Below are 21332 nucleotides of genomic sequence, written 5' to 3'. Positions count from 1 at the left end.
TCATGGGTATGTATGCACAATGCCATGATGGCTTTGCGAGATATCCTTTGGATTCAATCAGAGATGACCGGAGCACTCGGTGCATTGGTCGCGCCTCATGGGGCAGTGTCGGTCGCCGCGGATTCCCCAGAGCCCAGCTCTGAACTCAGCCCTGAAATCATTGCAGCATTGAACAGCACGATGGGTGCTGACCTAATGATGTTGGTGGTATTTGTCTTGGGTTTGATCGCGATGGCGGCGATTGGTAAAGTGATCGCCGCGCGCCGTGAGACCCGCAAAGTCGCACGGCTTGCCCGTAAAAGAGCGCGCAGCATGGCAGAATTGCTGCGGACCGTTCGGATGGCAGAAACCATCGCCGGCATCGGGGTTTGGCAGTACGATCCGAAATCGGGAAACCAGCAATGGTCCGACGGTTTGAAGCGCCTTTTCGGTATCGATGCGAAAGAGAGTTTCGTCGAAGGCGATGCGGAAACGCTGCTTTTCGCCAACGATATCGATTTGATCAGCAAGGTGAAAGATCACGCTGAAGAGGTCGAACCCTTCATGCTGCAGTTTGACGTTTATGGGTACGATGGCGTTGCGCATTCCATCTCTGTTCAAGCGTGCAATTTGATGGGCGGTGATGGAACCGTGCATCGGGTCGTCGCGGTCGTGCGCGACAACACGGTTCAGGTGCAACGCGAACGTTTGTTGGAGACAAAGCGCGCCGAAGCCATCGACGAGGCGCGGCATGCGCGCGAATTGGCTGAAACAGACCCGCTCACCGGGCTTGCCAATCGCCGACGCGTGATGCGCGAATTGGACAGGATCGTGATGAACGCGCGGGTCACCCAGATGCCTTTGGTGATGGTCATGTTTGATATTGATCACTTCAAAAGGGTCAACGACACGCACGGACATCCTTTGGGCGATAAAGTGCTGCAACGCGTTGCCCGGCTCGCCAATGGGCAGGCTCGACAAGGCGACACGGTTGGCCGCGTTGGGGGTGAGGAGTTTGTCTGGATCATTCCGGGCGCGTCCGATGGAATGGCGCGCGTTATGATTGAACGATTGCGCCAAATCATTGCCAGCGACAGCGGAGTAGAACCGGTCTCCAGCGTCACAGTCAGCCTTGGATACACCTGCATTCAGGCGGGCGACACGGCGCTGTCCCTGTTCGCGCGGGCCGATGGCGCCTTGTACGATGCCAAACATGCGGGTCGCAATCGCGTGCGCATGGCGGCGTAAATTGCCTGTGGCTGATGTGGCTTGCACCCTGGCGCTTGATCCTGCGTCCGATCCCGGCCCCCATTATCCCTGATACCGAAACAAGACGCGATGATGCGTCTAAATTGTTGGAAGTGCCTTTCTTTCCCCACTCAATTGCGGCATGTTTGTTGAGGTCGATTTGAGGGATGAGGGAGCTGCCCTTTGCCACAGAGCAAGCAGCAAAACGAAACGCATATCCAGAACGATGTGCTGGCGGATCAATACCGCCGCACCCGCTCGATGAGCGAGGCATTGGTTGCGCCCTTATCGGACGCGGATGCGACAATCCAATCGATGGAAGATGCGAGTCCCGCCAAATGGCATTTGGCGCACACGACATGGTTTTGGGAAACGTTCCTTTTACGCGACAACGCACCATCGTATCGTCCGTATAACGCCGAATGGCCGTTTCTCTTCAATTCCTATTACGAAGCGGAAGGAGAGCGGATCGGTCGTTTCTCTCGCGGAATGTTGTCGCGTCCCGCTTTGGATGAAGTATTGGATTGGCGCGCGGCGGTTGATGACGCCATGACGCCTTTGATCGATAGCGGTGCGCATGACGAATTGATCGCGTTGGGCATCGCGCATGAGCAACAGCATATTGAATTGCTGTTGACCGATATCAAGCACGCTCTGTTCCAAAATCCACTCGCGCCGGCCATGTTCGATAGACACGCGGTCACATCTCCGCCGCAAGGCGAGATGGGCTGGTATACGCATCCCGGTGGGGTCGCGTTGATCGGGCATGATGGCGCGGATGATGGCGGATTCGCCTTTGACAATGAAGGCCCACGCCACCGTGTCTTGTTGGAACCATTCGCATTGGCGGATCGATTGATCACCAATCGGGAATGGTCGCAATTTATCGCTGACGGCGGCTATAGCGATGCGTCACTGTGGTTGTCGGACGGTTTGGCTTGGGTGCGTGAACATGGGATCAATGCGCCGCTTTATTGGCGCAACGATCAATGGTTTTCGCATTCCGGAATACGCGATCGCGATCCAGATGCGCCGGTCACGCATATCTCCTATTTCGAAGCGGACGCCTTTGCGACATGGGCCGGTGCGCGCCTCCCCACAGAATTTGAATGGGAAGCTGTCGCTCGCGGTCAAAGTGCGCCTGATACTAACGGAAAGGCCGCGCCTGCTGCGCATGATCGGGCAGGCGGCAATCAATTGACCATGGCGTGCGATCCGGTCCCTATGGGCGGGGTAGATTTGTTTGGCGATTGTTGGCAATTCACGCGATCTGCTTATTTACCCTATCCCCGGTTCCAGCCCGCTTCGGGGGCGGTGGGCGAATACAATGGCAAATTCATGAGCGGCCAATTCGTGTTGAAAGGCGCGAGTTGTGCGACCATGCGGGGTCATTCGCGCAGTTCGTACCGCAATTTCTTTTACCCACACCAACGCTGGCAGTTCACTGGCTTGCGATTGGCCAAGGACCTTTGAATATGACGAGCGCGCAAGGCCTCAAACTGGTTGAGAAAGACGCCAGCGGTGTCGATACGAAATTTCGTGCCGACATTCTGGCAGGACTGTCTCAAGCGCAAAAGGCAACCCCGGCGCGCTGGCTTTACGATGACGCGGGATCGCAGTTGTTTGAGGATATCACGCAACTGCCGGAATATTATCCGACGCGGGCCGAAACACAGATTTTGAAAACCCGCGGCGATAGTTTCGCAGAGATGATCGGGGCAGGGCGCGCGGTCGTTGAATTTGGTTCGGGATCATCATTGAAAACGCCGCTCTTGCTGTCGGCGATTGCGCCGGCCGCATACGTCCCGTTGGATATATCGGGCGATTTTCTACGCGCCGCTGCGCAAGATCTTGCAGAGAAGTTTCCCGGTCTGCCGGTTCATCCCGTTGAGGCAGACTTCATGCGTCAGGTCGCCTTGCCCGACACCGTGGCGGACATGCCGAAACTTGGGTTCTTCCCGGGATCAACCATCGGAAATATGGTGGCGCGGACGTCGGTTGATCTGTTGCGGAACATGCGTGAGACGTTGGGCGAGGGTGCGCAATTGTTGATCGGAATGGATCTGATCAAAGACACCGATACGTTGATCGCTGCCTATGACGACGCGGCCGGGGTCACGGCGGAATTCAACCGCAATTTGGTGCGCCGGATCAATCGCGAGTTGGACGGAAATATCCCATTGGATCAATTGCAGCATGAGGCGCGCTGGAACGACGAGCACGCACGCATAGAAATGCATTTGGTTGCCCAAACCGACATCGTCTTTGTTGTTGATGGCCATGAATTTGCGATGGCCGGTGGAGACACGATCCACACGGAAAACAGCCACAAATTCAACCGGCGCACATCCAGCATGTTGTTGTTGGCGGGCGGTTGGGAAACGCAGGCGCGTTGGTTGGACGATCAAGAACGGTTCTCGTTGATCCTAGCCGAGGCAAAACCGAACCGCAGCGCGCCTTAAAAGAAATCACAATGTCGGTGCCTGTGCGTTTTGTATGAAACGCTTGGCCGTTCCGCGCGTTGTGGGTGCATGGATAATCAACACAGCGATATTTTGATAGTTGGCGCGGGCATGGCCGGGCTTTCATGCGCGGTGCGTTTGGCTGGGGCCGGGCGCGATGTGCGGGTATTGGACAAAGGTCGAGGGCCGGGCGGTCGCATGGCGGCGCGGCGGGCAGACATAGACGGTGAGACGGTCGGTTTCGATCACGGCGCGCAATTCTTCACCGCGCGCGATCCCCGTTTTCAATCCACCATCGAACAATGGCAGGAGCGCGGCGTCGTCGCGCGCTGGCCAGAGGCTGATACTGGCGAAGACAAAGCTTGGGTCGGCACACCCGGCATGAACGGCCCAATCCGCGCAATGGCGGATGGTTTGGACGTGCGATGGGGCGTTCGCGCCATGAATATAAGCCAATTGAACGGGCAATATCGCGTCGATACGGGCGATGCCGTCTATTCGGCAAACATCGTCCTGATCGCAGTGCCCGCGGAACAAGCGAGCGATTTGCTGACCGATATCGACCCAGAACTCGCCTCGGTGCCCGCTCAGGTCGTATCAGAGCCGTGTTGGGCGGTTATGGCCGGATTTGCGCAACCCTTGCCGATCGCGTCTGATTGCGTCGCAGATCACGATGCGCGGATTGCTTGGGCCGCGCGCAATTCGGCTAAACCGGGACGCACCGGTGTTGAATGTTGGGTGCTGCACGCCAGTGCAGACCGCAGCGCCGAGATCATCGATCTCCCGAAAGAAGAGGTCGGGCCGATCCTGTTGAAAGACTTCGCCGATCAAACAGGCGCCATTGTGGGCGCCCCCATTCACGTCACCGCGCATCGTTGGTTGTATGCGAAGCCTGCGGCGGCGACCGGCGAACCTGCGCGATTTGATGCGGACGCGCAAATCGGGATCGCCGGCGATTACTTGCATTCGCCACGGGTCGAAGGGGCATGGATTTCAGGCATTGCCTTGGCCGATGCGGTGCTCGGATCCCAATCACCGTCACCATAACCGTTAGTGGACGCGGATCCGGTTGCGGGCCAAGTTTCGCTCTTGATCAATTTCAGGAGTAAGACTGCATGCAGGATCTGTTCGACCTATCGGGCCAAACCGCCGTTATCACTGGAGCGGGTAGAGGCATTGGCGAAGGCATCGCCCATTTGCTTGCCGAAGCGGGTGCCAATGTGGTGTGCGCCGCGCGGTCGAATGATCAAATTTCCGGTGTCGCCGATGCGATCAACGCCAGCAATTCAGCAGGCCGCGCCATCGCACAAGCCACAGACGTGTCCAGCGCCGAAGACATGGATGCCTTGGCCCAGCGGGCCGTAGACGAATTTGGCCGGCTGGATATTTGGATCAACAATGCGGGCGGATCCTTGGTGTCGGCGCCGATCACCGAATTGGACCCGGCGGAATGGGATAAGACCTTGGCGGTTAACCTCTCATCTGTGTTTTACGGGGTTCGGGCGGCCGCGCGGCATATGAAAGACGGCGGCAGCATCGTGAACACATCAAGCATGGCGGGCCGCGATCCATTTCCGGGCAGTGGACATTACAGCGCGGCGAAAGCGGGCGTGAATATGTTGACCAAGACATTGGCGCTGGAAATGGGAGCGCAAAAGATTCGCGTGAATGCCATCCTTCCTGGATTTGTTCCGACCGACACCGTGAAAAAGGCGTTGGACATGACCGACGAAGATTTCGGTCCCTTGCTCGAACAACTGAACCTACCCGCGGGACGACTCGGCACACCGCGCGATATTGCTGCCTGTGTGCTCTATCTTGTCGGCGCTTCGGGCGAATGGGTAACCGGGCAGAATCTGTGCGTTGCAGGCACAGTCTGAAGCATGGTTGACCGAATTTAGGGTATTCCTGGCTGGGGCGGCAGGGATCGAACCTGCGAATGCCGCTACCAAAAAGCGGTGCCTTACCACTTGGCGACGCCCCAGCAGGAGAGCGCGATATAACGCCTCTTTTGCATATGTGAAGGGTGTTTAGTCGGTTATTTCTATATCGGCGATTGTTCTGCCCGGCGCGTGGCCAAATCGCGTTCGACCTTTGCGATGGTTTTGTGGTCCAAACGGTAGAACATCATGGCGATGGCGGCGGGAAACAAGATCAAGGCTGGCATCACCGCAAACGCAAAATTGATGCCGGCAATCGCCTGTTCGCTTTGTGCTTCGCCCGCGACAAAACCGGTCCATTCAAGCACCAATCCCGGTAGAGCGCCGCCCAATCCCATGCCGATTTTCACCGCAAAAATGGATGCCGACACCGTCAATGCGGTCATTTGCTGTCCCGATTTCCAATCGATAAATTCGGCGATGTCAGTGAACATGGAAAATGCGAGCACCATCAAAAAGCCAAATCCGATGCCGACGAAATACTGCGCGATCGTTTGCGGCCACACCGCATCCAGCGGGACAAGGGCAAAGATTGCGATCCCAGCAACCTTCATCGCGCCGCCCGCAATAATAAGATGCGATTTTTCGAATCGGCGTTGCAAGGTGAAGGCAATCAACACTCCGCTGATTTGACCCAAGGCCAACGCGGTTAGGAAAAGGCCAAACCGATCAAGGAATAAGAACACCGGCGCGCCGTCATCGCCCGCGACATATTTGAAAAAGAAACGCGCCGTGGCCGCACGGCTTGCAATGGAAAGAACGCCAAACACGGCGGACGTCGCCACAACGATCCACGCCGATGTCCGCACCAATGTGCCAAGGTCGCGGCGAATGGTGGTGTTTGTGGGTGCCGCGGGAATGCGCTCTTTGGTTGTCGCAAAAGTCGTAAGATAGACCACCACCGCCAAGGCTGAGAAAACACCCATCGTCAGCATAATGCCGCGCGCTTCGTCTGTGCCGCCCAATTCGCGCACCAATGTCGTGGCCAAGACCCCCACCATGATCCCAGCAAAACCAGAGAAGAACATGCGATACGCCGTTACGCTGGCACGTTCTTTTGCTGATGGGGAAATAACCCCCAACAAACCGGAATACGGCACGTTCACAGCGGTAAAGGCCAGCATGGCAAGCCCGTATGTGACGTAGGCCCACACCAACAACCATCCGACCGACATCGGCGGCGCGGCGAAAATAGCAAAGCCGGTGATGCCGAACGGGATCGCGCCGAACAAAAGATACGGACGATACCGCCCCCACCGCGTACGGGTACGATCGCTCAATGCTCCCATCAACGGGTCGGTGACGGCGTCGATCACTCGGGAAATCAGAAGCATGAAGCCCATCGCCGCCGGGGCAACACCGCCCAGGTCAACGAAGAAATACAAAAGGTAGGCGCCAAAGAAATTGAGATACAACCCAGACGGCAGATCCCCCACACCGTAACCCAGCTTTTCCTTAAGCCGAATCTTGTCGTGTTGTTGGGCGCTCAATGCTTGTTCTCAATCACAAAACAACAATGGGCCGGAAGTCCAAGAACTTCCAGCCCATTATTTGTGTGTGATCAAACGATCAAAATGTGAAGTCGAGGTTCTTTCCATCGAAATCGGATGGCGAATGGCGTTCAATCAATTGTTGATCCTCATCGCCCCACACCTTGTTCACCAAACGCCCGCGCTGGACGCCGGGACGAGTGGCGATTTCGCGCGCCCACCGGCCAACATTTTGGTAATCATCAATCGACAAGAAGGTTTTGGCTTCATTGTAGATGGTGCCTGCAACAAACGGGGCGAGCCACGGGAAATTGGCCATATCGGCTATCGTGTATTCGTCGCCCGCAAGGAAACGTGTCTTGCCCAATTGTTGATCGGCCACGTCAAAGATGCGCTTTGCCTCCATGGCGTAGCGGTTGATCGGGTATTCGTATTTCTCGGGGGCATAGGCGTAGAAATGCCCAAACCCGCCGCCGATGAATGGCCCGGTGCCAACTTGCCAGAAAACCCAGCTCATCACTTCTGCGCGTGCGGCGGGATCGGTGGGTAGAAACTCCCCGAACTTTTCGGCCAAATGGACAAGGATCGCGCCGGATTCGAAAACGCGAAAGTCTGTGTCACCGCTTGCATCAATGAGCGCAGGGATTTTCGAATTGGGATTGATGCCGACAAAACCGCTGGTGAATTGTTGACCATCGCCAATGTTGACCGTGTAGGCGTCGTATTCTGCGCCCGTGTGCCCTTTTTCCAACAGCTCTTCGAGCATGATGGTTACTTTGACGCCGTTGGGCGTGGCCAAAGAATGCAATTGAAACGGATTTTCGCCGCGCGGCAATTCTTTGTCTTCGCGCGCGCCAGCGGTCGGGCGATTGATGCTGGCAAATCGGCCGCCGGATTCGGTGTCGGCGTTCCAAACTTCGGGGGGAGTGTAAGTTGCATCGGCCATATCGTAAGTCTCCTTTTATTGGGCCTCGAAAGAGGGGGAGTGCGTGTTCCCTCTGACCCTTGATCATTCAATTGGAGGTTCGCGCGGCTTTGTGCAACGCTGTGCAGCCATCACAAAGTCGCATTTTCCCTGTCCCGCCTGAAAGCCGAACTTGTCGCCCCCGTAATGCCGGGCTTTGTAACGCCGTTGTTTACCCGCTAGAGCGGGTTTGACGATTTAAACAGGACACCGCCCGCAACATGGCCACCACTTCGCATCCCTTTTTCGATATGCACGCTCACGGTTTTGTGCGGGTTGCAACGTCTACCCCTTGTGTGCGCACGGGCGATGTTGCGTACAATACTGCCGGTATCTTATCCGAAGCACGCAAAGCCCATGCGCAAAATGTCGATTTGGTGGTCTATCCCGAACTGTGCGTGTCGTCTTACGCGATCGATGATTTGCATATGCAAAACGCGTTGTTGGACGCAACAGAGGCGGCGATCGGTGACATTGTTGAGGCGAGCGCGGATTTATCGCCTGTCTTGGTGATTGGTGCCGCGCTCCGTCGCAATGCAAAGCTGTACAATTGTGCGCTGGTCATTTCGCAGGGTGAATTGTTGGGAGTGATCCCCAAAAGCTACTTGCCCAATTACCGCGAATTCTATGAAAAGCGCCACTTTGCCCATGGGCGCAATTGCCAAGACCTTTGGATCGGCGTGAACGGAGAGGAAGTGCCGTTTGGCACCGATCTGGTGTTTTCTGCGTCGAACCTAACTGGTTTCACATTTGGCGTAGAAATTTGCGAGGATTTCTGGGCGCCCAATCCACCTGGCACATTAGCGGCTTTGGCTGGGGCGTTGATTCTCTGCAACTTGTCGGCATCGCCGATCACCATTGGCCGCGCCGACGATCGCCATTTGCATTGCCGATCCAGCTCGGCGCGATCAATATGCGCCTACGCCTATTCCGCCAGCGGCCATGGGGAAAGCACAACCGATTTGGCATGGGATGGTCAGGGCGTCATTTACGAACTTGGCGGATTGTTGACTGAAAGCGCCCGGTTCGATCTCGACCCGGAACTGTGCGTTGTAGATATCGACACCGATCGGATTGCGGCCGAACGGATGCGCAATCAGACATTCACCGACGCTGCTGAGGCGCATGGCAGGCCCGAAGACTCATTCCGCCGAATCGTATTCGATCACGCCATTGAGGCGGGCGATATCGGTTTGATCCGTCCTGTCCGTCGTTTTCCATTCGTGCCCAACAATCAAAAAACCTTGGACGAAGACTGCTACGAAGCGTTCAACATTCAGGTCGATGCCCTGATGCGTCGGATCAAGGCTTCGCATGCCAAATCGTTGGTTATCGGCATTTCGGGCGGGTTGGACAGCACGCATGCATTGATCGTTGCTTGTAAAGCATGTGATCGGCTTGGCCTGCCGCGCACGGCCATTCGTGGTTACACAATGCCCGGTTTCGGCACGTCGGATGAGACAAAGGGCAATGCGTGGAAATTGATGGAGGCATTCGGGATCACGTCCGAAGAGATCGACATCAAACCGGCTGCGACCCGCATGTTGGAAGATATGGGCCACCCCTTTGCGAAAGGGGAACCGGTCTACGATGTGACGTTTGAGAATGTACAGGCGGGCCTGCGCACCGATTACCTCTTCCGCATTGCCGGCCAACATGGCGGCTTTGTCGTCGGAACGGGTGATCTCAGCGAACTTGCGCTGGGCTGGTGCACCTATGGCGTTGGCGATCACATGAGCCATTACGGCGTGAATTCCGGCGTGCCCAAGACTTTGATCCGGTATCTTATCCGGTGGACGGTGGAGACTCAGCAATTCACGCAAGAATGCGGCGAAGTCCTGATGGCGGTGTATGACACGGTGATTTCACCAGAACTGATCCCAGCCGACGAAGACGGAGCAATGCAAAGCACCGAAGAGAAAGTCGGCCCCTACGAGCTGAACGATTTCTTCCTCCACCACACAATCCGATACGGACAACGTCCCGGGAAAATCGCGTTCCTAGCCTATCACGCTTGGCGTGATGCGAAGGCAGGCGATTGGCCGGCTGGTTTCCCCGAGGATCGCAAAAATCAATACGATCTCACTGAAATTGCATCTTGGCTCGAATTGTTCCTGAAACGCTTCTTTGGCTTCTCACAATTCAAACGCAGCGCCATTCCGAACGGTCCCAAAGTCAGCTCACAAGGCGCCTTGTCGCCGCGCGGTGATTGGCGCGCGCCATCCGATGCGGTGGCCGATGTGTGGGTCGAAGAATTGAAGGCAGCATTGCCAGACGGCAAATAATCTGGCCGGGATGAGGCAATAGAAAGGGCCGGACTGCATTTCGCAGCCCGACCCTTTTCCTGTGTTATGCGCGGCCGATTGGGGCCAAATCATCCGCGATCAATCGAGTAACGCCCCGGACCGAATGCGGCGACCATGAACATACCGCCACCGATCGCGAAGTTCTTGAGAAAGCTCGTAATCTCGGCTTGCTCGGCAAAATTGTTGTGAAACAGCACTGCCGCGGCGATGCTGAACAAACCGAGTGCGGCGGCGGCATAGCGCGCCTTAAGCCCCACAGCGAGCAACAGTCCGCCGCCAATTTCAAGCGCGACCGTTGCGTAAAAGATCAATTCTGGCGCGGGCAATCCGGCAGAGGCTATGTATCCTGTCATCCCCTCCGCTGCGCCGATCTTGTTGATACCCGCTAAGACAAACAAAGCGGCAAGCAACAGGCGCCCGACGAGCGCGGTGGCATCTTGCTGAGGCGATGAAATCTGGGTGGTGTTCATTGTAATTCCCCTTGGAATAGATGCTTATGCTGTGATGTCTGCAATGCGCGCGTGGGCGGCGGCAATTTTGTCTGCGCCGTCTGTGCCCATGATGCCATCGGCGGCGATGATTTGAACATCCTTGACCCCCAAAAAGCCGAGGAAAAAGGTCAACCAATTCGACATGAAATCCATGTCCCCGCCCACTGGAGTTCCGCCGGATGCGGCGGCGATATAGGCGGTTTTGCCCTCCAACAGTCCGACCGGCCCATTCTCTGTATATTTGAATGTAGTCCCTGCGCGCGCAACCAGATCGGCCCATGCTTTAAGCGATGCCGGTGCGCCGAAATTGTACATTGGCGAGCTGATGACAATTGTGTCGGCGGCCTGCAGTTCGGCGATCAATATATCGCCAACTTCGGCCAGTTCGGCCTGATCCGCGGTGCGTTCTGCGGCAGGGGTTAGGCCCGCCGCGAAACGATCTTCGCTTACGAAGGGTAGGGCTTGATCGCTAAGATCGCGGGCGGTGATCGTTGCGCCCGATTTTGCGGCCAATCCAGCGGTCAACGCATTGCCAAGAGCGGTGGAAACGCTGTCGTCTTTGCGGATGCTGGCGGTGATGTGAAGGATATTGGTCATGATGGGATACTCCTAGAAAAGTTGGAAAAAAGGGGTGGGGCCGGCCTGATCCTTGGATGGGGAAGGAGGGGGGCAGACCGGCGCCGAGGGGGTGTGTTAAACAGCGTCCACGAGGACAATTTCGCTGTCTTCAATCGCAGTGACCGTAATTGCGGCATGTTGAGTGATGGCGACGCCATCACGGGCATTCGCCTCCACATCGTCGACCCGAACTTTGCCGATGGCGGGCACCAAATACAGGTGACGGTCGGCAGAGGCCGGGGTGTAGGTCACGCTATCGCCGGCTTTGATCGATGCGCCCAAGACGCTTGCATTGGTGCGGATCGGCAAGGCGTCATCATCATTCGAAGCCCCGCTGGCGAGCGGCACAAACGCACCGGAACGATCGGCCTTGGGGAAGCTGCGAGCGCCCCAACTTGGCTCTCCTCCGCGAGTGTCCGGAATGATCCAGATTTGGAAGATCTCTGTGTCTTCGTCCTCGCGATTGTATTCTGAATGCTGGATGCCGGTTCCAGCGCTCATGACCTGAACGTCGCCCGCTTCTGTGCGGCCTTCATTCCCTTGATTGTCGCGATGCGTGATGGCCCCTTTGCGGACATAGGTGATGATTTCCATGTCGTTGTGGGGGTGCAGGGGAAAGCCGGTGCCGGGCGCGATCGTGTCGTCGTTCCAGACCCGAAGAGAGCCCCAATTGACGCGATCAGGTGCGTGATAGCCGCCAAAGGCGAAGTGGTGATGGGCATCAAGCCAACCGTGATTGGCGGAACCCAGCGATTTGAATGGACGCAGTTCGATCATCTCAGTGTCTCCGTTTGTTCGTTGAGAAAGGAGATACGATCGAAAGTGTGATTGGATAAGTGCGATAAAACTTGATAAAATGTTCTAACTATCCGAACATTCTATGATGAAACTCGGTGATCCCAGCCTCGATCAATTGCGCATATTCCTAAAGGTCGCCGAACTCGGCAGTTTTGGCGCCGCCGCGCGAGACATGGCCCGCGCCGTTTCCGCCATCAGTTACGGCATCGCTCAGTTGGAGGCGCAATTGGCGGTGACATTGTTTGAACGTGAGGGGTCGCGCAAACCGATCCTAACCGAAGCTGGCGAAGGGTTGTTGGCAGAGGCGCGTTCGATCACCGATCGTGTCGATGCTTTGTTGGCCAAGACACAAAGCATCCATGCCGGGGTGGAAACCCGACTGACCTTAGTCGTTGATGCAATGGTTCCAGGCGAGGTGACCGCGCATGTCCTGCGCTCGTTTCGCGATTGGTATCCCACCGTGGCGCTGCGTTTGCGGGTGGAGGCCTTGGGCGCGGTTGTGTCATGTTTGATCGATGAAGACGCGCAATTGGCGATTGGTGGACCGACGATTGGGGATGACCCGATGTTGGAGAAACAGGCGGTGGGGTCCGTGATGCTCATTCCGGTGGCCGGGCCGGAGCATCCTCTGACACAACAAGAGATCGCGCCAGGCGAGACACGCAATCATTTGCAATTGGTTTTGTCCGATCGATCCAGCCGCACTCAAGGGCGCGAATTCTCGGTGCTCAGCCCGCTAACCTGGAGGCTGGGTGACCTAGCCGCCAAACATTCGCTTTTGAGAGAAGGGTTGGGGTGGGGCAACATGCCGCGCAATATGGTCGCCGATGATCTGGCATCGGGGCGATTGGTTGAACTCGACCTACCCGAAGATCCGGGCGCCGAATATGATTTGATGGCTTTGTGGCGGCGCGATGCGCAATTGGGCCCGGCGACCCACTGGCTTATCGATGCGTTTCGAAACGAATTGGCCCGAACCCAAACCGATTAGGCGGCGTCTTCATAAGGACGGCGCAGCCATCGTGCCGCTTCGAATTTGGAATCAAAAAATTCCACATCGATGCCTTTGCTCAACCGCTTATATTGCAGTTTCACCAGCGACGAAGCGCCATACAACGCGACCCTCGTCAGCCCATGTTGGCGCGATTCAATCAAATGATCGCGGATCACGTCACCCGTTTCCCGCGTCTGCGGCACGAATCCTTCCATTGCGCCGATAACATGAATTTTGTGACCCGCTTTGACCAAAGGCCAAGCGTTTTTGTTCAATTCGATCACGAAATCTTTCATGTCTTCGAGCTCCCAAAGGCCCGCGATCGAGAAATACAATTCTCCGCGATGCAAATCGTTGGAAACATGGGATGTTGGCGCAAGATCAGTCATGGGAACGATCCTAATGGCAAAATGTTCAAGAGTGCTTGCCGAAAACCAATGGTCGTTTCGGAACGATACTGACCTGTGCGTTTGGGACTGTGTTACCCGCGAAGCCAGTTGATCGCGTCGGCTTTGTTGTCAAAAAATTCAATCTCAAGCGCAGCGCTTAACCGGCGAAATTGTTGCTTCACCAACACCGACGAATAGACAAATGCCATCCGTTCGACACCCAATTGGGCAGAGGCTTCTTGCGATTGGCGAATTTTCTCGGCCATTTCGCGCGATTGCACCGCCAATTCGCGCAGATCGCCTAGGACCCGAAACCCTTGGCGATCTTCTAAATAGGGTTTGGCCATCTGGATGAGTTTAGCCTGCAAATCGGCCAATGTCTGTTCCGTCCACAAACCGATGGCGACCCAATGGATCTCTCGATTGGCGTCGTTGCGCGTAACGCGAAAATCGGGCGCGAGGCTTTGCATGACCGTTGTCGTAGCGGAATTGCGTAAACTTTGACTAAACGCCTGTTTCGATCATTGGGCCAAATGCGATCGGGGCATCGCCGGATTTCCACGGCGTGAACTTTGGCATGATCTGCGCAAACAGATTGGATGCGAGATGCCCCGCCAACCACGGGTGCAAATGCGGCAGGTCGAGCGCGTCGAACCATCCGCGGTCGTGATTGGCGAATTGGCGGATGAAGGGGAAAAGCGCGATATCGGACAATGATCGATTGGCCCCGCACAATTGGCCATGTGCGCCAATCCGCGCATCCAATTGTTCAAGAATGGCCAACCCGAGTGCGCGATGATCAACGGCGCCGTGATCCGGCTCTTCGCTGTAGCGGTTGGGGTATTTGTACCGATCAAGGTGATGTTTGAACGGGCCATCGGCTTGAGCAATCAACCCGGCATCGTCTCCGCCAAGCCAATTTTCGGGATCGCTTTGGGCCAAAGCCCAGCGCATTATCGCGACGCTTTCTTCAACGATTGTGCCATCGGTTAGAACAAGAACAGGAACGGTCGCCTTGACCGAAGCCGCGATCAATTCTGGCGGCTTATCGGCCAATTTCACTTCGCGCAGTTCAACCGCAATGCCCGCAATCCAAAGAGCCATCCGCGCGCGCATCGCATAGGGACAGCGTCGAAAGGAATAGAGGGTGGGGAGGGTGCTCAATCGCCGCTCTCTTGCTTGTCAACGTCAGGAGAAAGCCCAATGGGGAAGTTGGCCTCCCACCCGCCATCCGGAAGGTTTGGCGCGCTGTCTTGTGCGGAATCAGCCGCATCTTTGAGCGTGGCGCCCACATGAGCTTCGCCGCGCTGCTTTGCCAATTGTTGTTGGCGTTGCCGCTCGGCATAGCGTGCGCGCTGCGCTTCATCACGGGTGTCGATGCAATGCGGACAAGCGACGCCCGGCATGTAATCATCTGATGCCATCTCCGCCTCGCTCAACGGCATACGGCACGCAAAACATTGCCCGTATGAGCCAAGCTCTAAGCCGTGTTTCACTGCAACGCGTTGGTCAAAGACGAAGCATTCACCGTCCCATTTGCTGTCCGCTTCGGGCACCGTCTCGAGATATTTGAGGATGCCGCCTTTGAGGTGGAACACATCCTCCACGCCTTCTTTGCGCAGGAAACTGGTCGATTTCTCACAGCGAATGCCGCCGGTGCAGAACATCGCCACGCGTTTCTTGCCCTCCAGCAAATCGTCGCGGTGTTCGCGAAACCATGCTGGAAAGTCGCGAAAGCTGGGGGTCTTGGGATCGACCGCGCCTTCGAACGTCCCGATGGCGACTTCATAATCGTTGCGGGTGTCGATCACGATGGTGTCGGGATCGCTGATGAGCGCGTTCCAATCCTGCGGCGCAACATAGCTGCCAACGCTGGCGCGGGGGTCTATGTCCGGTTCGCCCATTGTCACGATCTCACGTTTCAACCGGACTTTCATGCGGTTAAACGGGCGTTCTTCTGCGTGGGAGAATTTGACATCGAATTCGCCGCAACCGGGCAGCGAACGAATGTGATTCAACACCTGTTCAATGCCTTGGGCGGATCCCGCAATCGTACCGTTCACACCCTCTGGGGCGAGCAATACAGTTCCGCACACTTCGGCGTCTTCGCACGCGGCCTGCAAAGCCGGTTGAAGCGCAGCCGGATCATCGAACGGCGCGAAGCAATAAAGAGCGGCGACTTGGATTGTTTCAGCCACAATTCAAACCCGCATCACCCAGCCGTGCTGGTCGCCGATCTGTCCATTTTGCAGCCCGACCAAACGTTCGCGCATTTTCATTGCCATTTGACCAATGCCGCCGGTGCCGATGGTAAACTCCCCATCGGGTGATGCGACTGTGCCAACCGGGGTCACAACCGCTGCGGTGCCGCAGGCGAGCGTTTCGAGCAGCTCGCCGCTTTCCGCCTCAGTGCGCCATTGGTCTATCGAATAGGGTTCCTCGCGCACTTCCAGCCCCTCTTCGCGCAGCATCGCGATCAGGCTGTCGCGGGTGATGCCGGGCAGGATTGTGCCGGTCAGCGGCGGGGTGATGACGCTGCCGTCGCGGCGGATAAAGAACAAGTTCATTCCGCCCAATTCTTCGACCCATTTGTGGTTCGCAGCGTCAAGGAACACGACCTGATCGCATCCTTTTGAAATCGCTTCGGCTTGCGGGACAAGGCTGGCGGCGTAATTGCCGCCGGTTTTTGCCGCGCCTGTGCCGCCGGGGGCTGCGCGGACGTAATCTTGACTGACCCAGATTTTGACCGGGTTCACGCCACCTTTGAAATAATTGCTGGTCGACACCAAGATAACGACGAATTTGTACTGCCGTGCCGGGCGCACACCCAAAAACGCCTCAGACGCGAACATAAACGGGCGGATATAGAGCGATCCGCCATCCACAGGTGGCATCCATTTCGCGTCGGTCTTCACCGCAAGCCGAACCGCTTCGAGAAACAGTTCTTCTGGAATTTCCGGCATCGCCATCCGGCGAGCGCTGGCGTTGAAACGCGATGCGTTCGCCTCCGGCCGGAACATCGCCATACCGCCATCGGCATGGGTAAAGGCCTTCATGCCTTCGAATATTTCCTGCGCGTAGTGAAGGACGCTGGCCGCTGGATCGAGCGGGATGGGGACCCGAGGGCCGATCGTTGGAGAATGCCAACCGGTGCCGCCGGCCTCTTTATCCGCTTCGTCATAGTCGATGGTGACCATGTGATCGGTAAAGACTGTGCCAAATCCGGGATCGGCAATGGCTGCTTCACGCTCAGCGTCTGGCGTGGGGGCGGGGTGTGGGATCGTCGTAAATTGCATGCAAGGGCGATTACTGACCTGCGCAAATCAGGGCAAGCCCCAAGAGCATGCCGATGCGCAGTACCGGGTGTTTTGGCGATTCCTTTGTTAATTTCCACAATCGCGCAGCCAAACCTCGATGGCACGCGTCGAATTCGCCCGCTTCAGCATGGCTGAAAGGGGAAAGAGTGCTTTTGATACGCGGAAGCGCCGGATTATGACGTGGGAAAAGATAAATACAAGACTTGTCGCTTGGCCGGTCATGATTCACAAAGGTGGGTGAGAGCGGCGGTAAACGACGTTCTTGGCCCCCGGTGAAACGGCTGGTCTTGGCTTTATAGCGCGAAAGGAGGTGATCCGATGTCTCATGGTTCAGTAGCGAGGTCGGTGAAGCACCCTACGGAGCATATTCGGTAAACCTCTTACCGAGTAAGGTTTCGTGAGCGGCGCTTTACGGCCGCTGACCATGAAGGGCGGTTCGCGCATTATGCCGAACCGCCCTTTTGTTATGGGGACGTGTTCGCTGCGCCCGATCTGGCGCGCTTGAAATAACGGTATGCTTACCGGCAATCCTCGATCACGCGGCTGACCTCCACCCATGCGGGTAGGTAGAGCGTGCGTTCGCCTTCGACTTGAACGGCAAAGCGACCTTTCGTGATGGCCATCGCGTCCAGCAACGGATCGCGCGCCGCAATATTTGCGGCAACCAGAGGGCGGTCGCCAACGCGATCCGCTTGCAATTGGCGGTTGGTTGTCTCTGTCCGCACGCTCATCGCGCGCGATGCGGTGGATGGCGATGCAGTCGCGCGGGCTAAAGCGATCTCTCCTGCGGCGCAACGCACCATGAAGATCGGCTGACGCGGATTTTCACCATAGAGCGCAAGCGTCTCACCCGGTTCGCTGAGATACAACCATGTTCCCGGCGTTTGCGGCGCATCGAGGTAATTGTCGTAGACCGGTTCCTGAATCACAGGCGGCGGTGCCGGCGCAGGGGCAGGCGTTGGCGTCGGAGCAGGGGCGGCAACAGGCGGTGGCGTTGGCGCGGGTGGCGCCGACGCAGGAACACACGCGACAAGGGCACCAAGCCCAAAGGTAAGGACGACGGCACCGGCGGTTTGTAAGTAGATCGCTTTCATGCCGCATCAATGCGCGCTATCGCTCAAATGGTCTATGACCAATTCGCACAACACCCCCAAAAAAATGGACCACCGCCGCCCGCAAAAGGCGAAGAAAAAGCGTGTCGATCATCTGCTTGTAGAACGGCAATTGGCCGAAAGCCGCACCCGCGCTCAGGCGCTTATCATGGCGGGCGTTGTGTTTGCGGGCGAAGCCAAAGTGACAAAGCCGGGACAACAGATCGCCGAGGATGCGCCGCTGGATGTGCGCGGGAGGGATCACCCTTGGGTGAGCCGGGGTGGCATCAAATTGGCCCATGCGATTGACCACTTCGCGCTTGATCCAACGGGGGCGGTGGCGATCGATGTTGGGTCATCAACGGGCGGTTTTACCGACGTCATGCTCACCAAAGGTGCCGCATACGTCTTTGCCGTCGACAGCGGGACCAATCAACTTGCGTGGAAATTGCGCCAAGATCCGCGCGTTGCCGTGCATGAACAAACCAGCGCCCGGATTTTGACCCGCGATCATATCAACCGCGAATGCAATTGGGTCGTGTGCGACGCGAGCTTTATTGGCCTTTCCAAAGTCCTTGATGTGCCGCTGCAATTGGCCGCGCCGCAATGCCAACTTGTCGCATTGATAAAGCCGCAGTTTGAAGTCGCCAAAAACGAAGTCGGCAAAGGTGGTGTGGTGCGTGACACGAACCTACACGCCCGCGTATGCGACGAAGTTCGCGCATGGTTGGAAGGCGAAGGATGGGTCATTGATGGGATCGTAGAAAGCCCAATCACCGGCCCCCAAGGCAATGTGGAATTTTTGGTCTCGGCGAAGCGAGTTTAGCCCAAATCCATCCCGCTGATTTTGGCGTCTAGGTCGATCGGGATCGAAGACAACACTTCCAAACCGCTCGTCTTTTCATAGGCGGCGTCGCCATGTTCGGCGACCAATTCGGCATGCTTCGCATCGCGTTCGCGCAAAAGCTCTGCGATTTCATCGCGGTACAACGCCACCATCGCGGTGACGAAGCGGTTGACGCAATCGTCTTCTTTGGTGTTGTCGACGTTGAAATCGGGCAAATGGTCGATCATCGTTTCGGCCGGGAACAGAAATTCGTTCGTGACAAACCGGTTCACCGAAAACCAACTGCGCGGGATGCCGTTGGTGTCGATTGAGAGGGCGATCAAATGGGTCACGTGCGCCTTGGCGTCTTCGCCTTGCGGTGGCCACACTTTGGGCTCCAACCCTTTGGGCAATTGGGTCCGGTGCAGAAACAAATGAAAGTGGCCGTGTTCCCCAGCGTCCCGGCTGCCCGGTGCATGAACATGGTAATACCAACGCGCCTTGCAGAATTTATCGCGGGCATCGGATTTGGGATAGTGTGTCCAGAAATTCGCGCCCTCTTCGGGCACAACGCGCAGCATGAGCGGGCGTTGTTCCTGAGCCATCTGGGTGATGGTTTCGATCACGGTGTGGGCGGCTTGGACCGGTGTCATAGTCTTAGATGTCATAGAGGGGTGTTCTAGCGATCCGAACTCAAAGTTACAGACCGTTTTTCTGAAAGCTCAATACAAAACGGCCGACGGCATCGTGTGATGCCATCGGCCGCAATGTTACGCTAATGCGTGTGGAAGCTTAATCAGCTTCTCACTCAGCTGCGGCGCAGCAGCCTTCAGCTGCACAGCAGCCTTCAGCGGCGCAGCAACCTTCAGCGGCGCAGCAGCCTTCAGCTGCACAGCCTTCAGCTGCACAACCTTCAGCGGCACAGCAGCCTTCAGCTGCACAGCAAGCGTCTGCGTTTGCAGTTGTGTCAGCGTCAGTTGCGCCTTCTTCAGCAGGAGCCGAGCAAGCAGCAGTTGCGATTGCGAGGCCGCCAGCGACAGCGAGCATCGATGCAAAGTTGGTCTTTTTCATTTAATTCGTTCCCCTCAATGGAAATGGCGCAAAAAAGCGTATTCCCAGTTGGTTAGTTGGAGCGCGCACAGGATTTTCTTGCCGAACAGCGCCCCGAATCACGGCAAGAATGTGGCGAAGCTATCACAATGAGGCGAAAGCGCGAATGGTCTTATTGATCTTTGTTGAATTGTTTGAAGTTTCCGGCGGAAAACGCGCCGAAATTCAATCGGTTTGCAGCGATATTTCGTATCGAATTTGATCAATCCAATGCGCTTTGCGCGGCGATCGCGCGGTCTTCCGAAGGTATTTGGAGGGCGTTTGCAACGCTTCATCGGCATATTGGGGACGATAATCGTATCGGGCAATTGGCGGTTTCAGGCGGCTTGTGTATGGCCACGCGAGCTCCGTTTCCTAGGCGAATCGGCGTAAGGGTAAATGCGGAATCCGTTGCAACACCAAGGCGTCATCATTCGACGCCAAGTTGGACCGGGATCAGCACGGGAGAAGTGATGAACTTTCTGGCTTCCAAAGCGCAATTGCGCGCAAGTTTTCTTCGCTGGGCGCTGTTTTTGGTGCCTCTTATCGTGCTGCTTGGTTTCGGGTCAGGACAATTTGGCAGCGCAGAAACGATCTGGTTTCAAAGCCTCACAAAACCCGTGATTTTCCCGCCCGCTATGTGGTTTGGCATTGTCTGGTCGCTCTTGTTCGTATCGGTGGGCGTGGCCCTGGCGCTTGTGGTGAGCGCATGGGGTGCCCACGGTCGCGAAATCGCAATCGTTGTTTTTGCGCTGCACTTTATCGGTGTGTTGGCGTGGACGCCGGTGTTTTTCGGCATGCAAGAAATGGTGATCGCGCTCTATATCTTGGTGTACGCCGTGATTTCATTGCTGGCGGTTATTGCGGTGTTTTGGCGCGTCCGGCGGCTTGCTGCGGTGATATTGTTGCCGTGTCTGGCGTGGCTGATTTTTGCCGGCGTCTTGAATTATCAGTTCATCGTTGAAAACCCCGATGGGGGTTCAGATCGCGGCGGAGCGATTGAGCGGATCGAACTCTAGCTATCGTGGGTGCTGGACAAGCTGCGTGACCATCGCCAAATAGCGGTCATGCAAAGTGAAAACCCAATCATCGCCGACTTCGTAAAACTCGCCAACAGCGCAGCTGGCACTATGGCTGGTATGAGCCGTGAGGCCCGTCAAAACGCGCGCGAAAAAATGCGCGAAGCGATGGGCGGTGTGGACTTCGTCAGCCGCGAAGAATTCGACACCGTCAAAGCGATGGCGCAAAAAGCCCGCGAACAAGCCGATGCCCTCGAAGCGAAGGTCGCTGAGTTGGAAGCCAAACTCTCGGGCAAGTAAATCGGATGATG

Annotated in this window: 23 protein-coding genes and 1 tRNA gene; 10 read left to right on the top strand and 14 right to left on the bottom strand. The window is 56.6% G+C overall.

Translation table 11 applies throughout. From position 1 onward, the window contains the following. The first annotated feature begins 63 nt into the window (after positions 1-63). The 5 genes from BQ8290_RS04065 (at position 64) to BQ8290_RS04045 (ending at position 5569) form a co-directional block, all read left to right on the top strand. Positions 64-1227, top strand: coding sequence for a GGDEF domain-containing protein (locus BQ8290_RS04065; RefSeq protein ID WP_337660982.1), 1164 nt, complete (start codon positions 64-66; stop codon positions 1225-1227). 261 nt (positions 1228-1488) lie between these two features. After that, complete coding sequence (egtB, locus tag BQ8290_RS04060) at positions 1489-2700, top strand: ergothioneine biosynthesis protein EgtB (RefSeq protein WP_108791872.1); 1212 nt, start codon at positions 1489-1491, stop codon at positions 2698-2700. A 2-nt stretch (positions 2701-2702) separates the two neighbouring features. Then, the gene (gene egtD / locus BQ8290_RS04055) at positions 2703-3689 is read left to right on the top strand and encodes an L-histidine N(alpha)-methyltransferase (protein ID WP_108787854.1); all 987 of its coding nucleotides are present in this window, start codon (positions 2703-2705) and stop codon (positions 3687-3689) included. Positions 3690-3758: 69 nt separating this feature from the next. Beyond that, complete coding sequence (locus tag BQ8290_RS04050; RefSeq protein WP_108787852.1) at positions 3759-4736, top strand: FAD-dependent oxidoreductase; 978 nt, start codon at positions 3759-3761, stop codon at positions 4734-4736. A 68-nt stretch (positions 4737-4804) separates the two neighbouring features. After that, the gene (locus BQ8290_RS04045) at positions 4805-5569 is read left to right on the top strand and encodes a glucose 1-dehydrogenase (RefSeq protein WP_108787850.1); all 765 of its coding nucleotides are present in this window, start codon (positions 4805-4807) and stop codon (positions 5567-5569) included. 29 nt (positions 5570-5598) lie between these two features. On the opposite strand, the gene BQ8290_RS04040 is transcribed toward BQ8290_RS04045, so the two are convergent. From BQ8290_RS04040 to yghU, 3 genes are all read right to left on the bottom strand, one after another. After that, positions 5599-5673: transfer RNA gene (locus tag BQ8290_RS04040), tRNA-Gln, on the bottom strand. A 60-nt stretch (positions 5674-5733) separates the two neighbouring features. After that, a complete protein-coding gene (locus BQ8290_RS04035; RefSeq protein ID WP_108787848.1) occupies positions 5734-7119 on the bottom strand; it encodes a glycoside-pentoside-hexuronide (GPH):cation symporter in 1386 nt (461 codons plus the stop codon). A gap of 79 nt (positions 7120-7198) precedes the next feature. Beyond that, complete coding sequence (yghU, locus tag BQ8290_RS04030; protein ID WP_108787846.1) at positions 7199-8065, bottom strand: glutathione-dependent disulfide-bond oxidoreductase; 867 nt, start codon at positions 8063-8065, stop codon at positions 7199-7201. A 239-nt stretch (positions 8066-8304) separates the two neighbouring features. Here yghU and BQ8290_RS04025 point away from each other — a divergent pair, with 239 nt between their 5' ends. Then, positions 8305-10368, top strand: coding sequence for an NAD(+) synthase (locus BQ8290_RS04025; RefSeq protein ID WP_108787844.1), 2064 nt, complete (start codon positions 8305-8307; stop codon positions 10366-10368). Positions 10369-10457: 89 nt separating this feature from the next. On the opposite strand, the gene BQ8290_RS04020 is transcribed toward BQ8290_RS04025, so the two are convergent. From BQ8290_RS04020 to BQ8290_RS04010, 3 genes are all read right to left on the bottom strand, one after another. Continuing rightward, positions 10458-10859, bottom strand: coding sequence for a DoxX family membrane protein (locus tag BQ8290_RS04020; RefSeq protein ID WP_108787842.1), 402 nt, complete (start codon positions 10857-10859; stop codon positions 10458-10460). Positions 10860-10883: 24 nt separating this feature from the next. Next, the gene (locus BQ8290_RS04015; RefSeq protein ID WP_108787840.1) at positions 10884-11477 is read right to left on the bottom strand and encodes an NAD(P)H-dependent oxidoreductase; all 594 of its coding nucleotides are present in this window, start codon (positions 11475-11477) and stop codon (positions 10884-10886) included. A 96-nt stretch (positions 11478-11573) separates the two neighbouring features. Continuing rightward, positions 11574-12275 carry a pirin family protein gene (locus BQ8290_RS04010; protein ID WP_108787838.1) on the bottom strand — a complete coding sequence of 234 codons (702 nt, stop codon included), beginning with the start codon at positions 12273-12275 and terminating at the stop codon, positions 11574-11576. 106 nt (positions 12276-12381) lie between these two features. Here BQ8290_RS04010 and BQ8290_RS04005 point away from each other — a divergent pair, with 106 nt between their 5' ends. Continuing rightward, positions 12382-13287, top strand: a complete 906-nt coding sequence (locus BQ8290_RS04005) for a LysR substrate-binding domain-containing protein (protein ID WP_108791870.1) — start codon at positions 12382-12384, stop codon at positions 13285-13287. Here BQ8290_RS04005 and BQ8290_RS04000 read toward each other — a convergent pair. From BQ8290_RS04000 to BQ8290_RS03975, 6 genes are all read right to left on the bottom strand, one after another. Next, positions 13284-13679 (bottom strand): hypothetical protein, encoded by a 396-nt coding sequence (locus tag BQ8290_RS04000; RefSeq protein WP_108787836.1) that lies wholly within the window; start codon positions 13677-13679, stop codon positions 13284-13286. The genes BQ8290_RS04005 and BQ8290_RS04000 overlap by 4 nt on opposite strands. Before the next feature lie 92 nt (positions 13680-13771). Then, complete coding sequence (locus tag BQ8290_RS03995; protein ID WP_108787834.1) at positions 13772-14149, bottom strand: STAS/SEC14 domain-containing protein; 378 nt, start codon at positions 14147-14149, stop codon at positions 13772-13774. A gap of 34 nt (positions 14150-14183) precedes the next feature. Then, the gene (locus BQ8290_RS03990) at positions 14184-14843 is read right to left on the bottom strand and encodes a glutathione S-transferase N-terminal domain-containing protein (protein WP_108787832.1); all 660 of its coding nucleotides are present in this window, start codon (positions 14841-14843) and stop codon (positions 14184-14186) included. Continuing rightward, a complete protein-coding gene (gene trhO / locus BQ8290_RS03985) occupies positions 14840-15877 on the bottom strand; it encodes an oxygen-dependent tRNA uridine(34) hydroxylase TrhO (protein WP_108787830.1) in 1038 nt (345 codons plus the stop codon). Before trhO ends, BQ8290_RS03990 begins: the two co-directional genes overlap by 4 nt. 3 nt (positions 15878-15880) lie before the next feature. Next, on the bottom strand, positions 15881-16975 hold the full coding sequence (locus BQ8290_RS03980; protein WP_108787828.1) for a branched-chain amino acid aminotransferase: 1095 nt from the start codon (positions 16973-16975) through the stop codon (positions 15881-15883). 539 nt (positions 16976-17514) lie between these two features. Continuing rightward, on the bottom strand, positions 17515-18090 hold the full coding sequence (locus BQ8290_RS03975) for a hypothetical protein (RefSeq protein WP_108787826.1): 576 nt from the start codon (positions 18088-18090) through the stop codon (positions 17515-17517). 64 nt (positions 18091-18154) lie between these two features. On the opposite strand from BQ8290_RS03975, the gene BQ8290_RS03970 reads away from it, so the two are divergent. Beyond that, complete coding sequence (locus BQ8290_RS03970) at positions 18155-18913, top strand: TlyA family RNA methyltransferase (RefSeq protein WP_337661487.1); 759 nt, start codon at positions 18155-18157, stop codon at positions 18911-18913. On the opposite strand, the gene BQ8290_RS03965 is transcribed toward BQ8290_RS03970, so the two are convergent. Together BQ8290_RS03965 and BQ8290_RS15070 are read right to left on the bottom strand one after the other, a co-directional pair. Next, the gene (locus BQ8290_RS03965) at positions 18910-19581 is read right to left on the bottom strand and encodes a DUF6969 family protein (protein ID WP_108787824.1); all 672 of its coding nucleotides are present in this window, start codon (positions 19579-19581) and stop codon (positions 18910-18912) included. The genes BQ8290_RS03970 and BQ8290_RS03965 overlap by 4 nt on opposite strands. A gap of 102 nt (positions 19582-19683) precedes the next feature. Further along, positions 19684-19968, bottom strand: a complete 285-nt coding sequence (locus tag BQ8290_RS15070) for a hypothetical protein (protein ID WP_337660980.1) — start codon at positions 19966-19968, stop codon at positions 19684-19686. 507 nt (positions 19969-20475) lie between these two features. Here BQ8290_RS15070 and BQ8290_RS03955 point away from each other — a divergent pair. Then, positions 20476-21021: a tryptophan-rich sensory protein gene (locus BQ8290_RS03955; RefSeq protein WP_108791866.1), complete on the top strand. Its 546-nt coding sequence runs from the start codon at positions 20476-20478 to the stop codon at positions 21019-21021. Positions 21022-21069: 48 nt separating this feature from the next. Next, positions 21070-21321 carry an accessory factor UbiK family protein gene (locus BQ8290_RS03950; protein ID WP_108791864.1) on the top strand — a complete coding sequence of 84 codons (252 nt, stop codon included), beginning with the start codon at positions 21070-21072 and terminating at the stop codon, positions 21319-21321. The last annotated feature ends 11 nt before the right edge of the window (positions 21322-21332 follow it).

Source organism: Erythrobacter sp. Alg231-14, from assembly GCF_900149685.1.
Lineage (GTDB): Bacteria > Pseudomonadota > Alphaproteobacteria > Sphingomonadales > Sphingomonadaceae > Erythrobacter.
The sequence above is the reverse complement of the archived record's forward strand: the minus strand, read 5'-3'. Positions and strand labels throughout refer to the sequence as shown.